1 protein-coding gene and 1 pseudogene are annotated in these 1,267 nt (G+C 42.0%); both read left to right on the forward strand.

The features are described from left to right. Nucleotides 1–426 (forward strand): annotated as a pseudogene (locus NYG85_RS12045) ((2Fe-2S)-binding protein); the annotation flags it as partial. Continuing rightward, nucleotides 423–1,267, forward strand: an 845-nt coding sequence (sdhE, locus tag NYG85_RS12050) for an 8-methylmenaquinol:fumarate reductase membrane anchor subunit (protein ID WP_284938916.1), incomplete at its 3' end; no start/stop codon positions are given. The pseudogene NYG85_RS12045 and the gene sdhE, both read left to right, overlap by 4 nt.

Consider the following 1,267-nt stretch of genomic DNA (forward strand, 5'->3'; position numbering starts at 1 on the left):
TCACGCTCAAAAGACCCGCTAACTCACCTAAAACCAGCCATTGCAAATGGTCTTTGGAAGTGCGTGCATTGTCAAGAGTGTGCTGACCGCTGTCCAAAAGGCATAAGCTCGGCTGATGATATTGCCGATTTAAGAGTAATGGCAATGAAAAAAGGCTTTACAGAAGGCACTGGTCCAGCTCACGCTGAGGCGTTCTTGCTTGATTTAGTTGAGGGCTCAGGTAGATTAAATGAGATAAAACTAGCACTTCGTTCAGAAGGCGTATTTGCAAATATGGGTAAAATGGATATAGCTATGAATTTAATGATGGCTGGTAAGATGAATCCACTTCACGTGTTTGGCGAAGATGCGATAGAAGGTCACGATGACTTAGTTAAGATGATTGAGGCTGCACGTAAGGCTGAAAATGAAGGAGCAACAAAATGAGTAACAAAGATTTTGCATTTTTCCCGGGCTGTGTTTTAAGCCAAGCAGCAAAAGAATCAAAAATGTCATTAGAGGCGATAGCGCCGATTTTAGGTATAACTCTGCACGAGATTAAGGGTTGGAGCTGTTGTGGTGCTAGCCAAGCACAAGATGTTGATCCATTAGCAGCACTTGTAGCAAATGCTAGAAACATAGCGCTTTCAGAGCAGATGAATATGCCGTTATTAACAACCTGCTCAACCTGTATGCTAACCCTAACAAGGGCAAAAACCACCCTTGATAAAGGTGCAAAAACTCGCATAAACACCTACCTAAAAGAGGGCAATATGCAGTATCAAGGTAGCAATGAGATAACAAGCCTACTTTGGGTTTTATATGAGAATTTAGACACTCTAAAAGCAAAGGTAACCAAACCGCTTTCAAATTTAAAAGTAGCTCTATTTTACGGCTGTCATAGCCTAAGACCAGAAAAAGAGCTAGGCAAAGAAAGCTCGGTAAATCCTAAAAGCTTTGAAGCAGTGGCAAACGCACTTGGCGCTAAGGTCGTGCCGTTTGAGAAACGCCTTGATTGTTGCGGATTTCACGCTACATATCCAGCACAAGAATCAGTGCAAAAAATGTCAAGCCAAATCATCAGCGATGCTGATGAGAATGGCGCTGATGTTGTCGTTACACCTTGTCCGCTTTGTCAAATGCAACTTGACATCTATCAAGAACGCTACCAAGACGCTCAAAATTCAAGCATCAGAAAGCCAATAATCCACCTTTCACAGCTTGTAGGTTTAGCACTTGGACTTGACAATAAAGCACTTGGACTTGATTTAAATATTATTGATGCTAC

The sequence above is a fragment of the Campylobacter gastrosuis genome, assembly GCF_030249845.1.
Lineage (GTDB): Bacteria > Campylobacterota > Campylobacteria > Campylobacterales > Campylobacteraceae > Campylobacter_A > Campylobacter_A gastrosuis.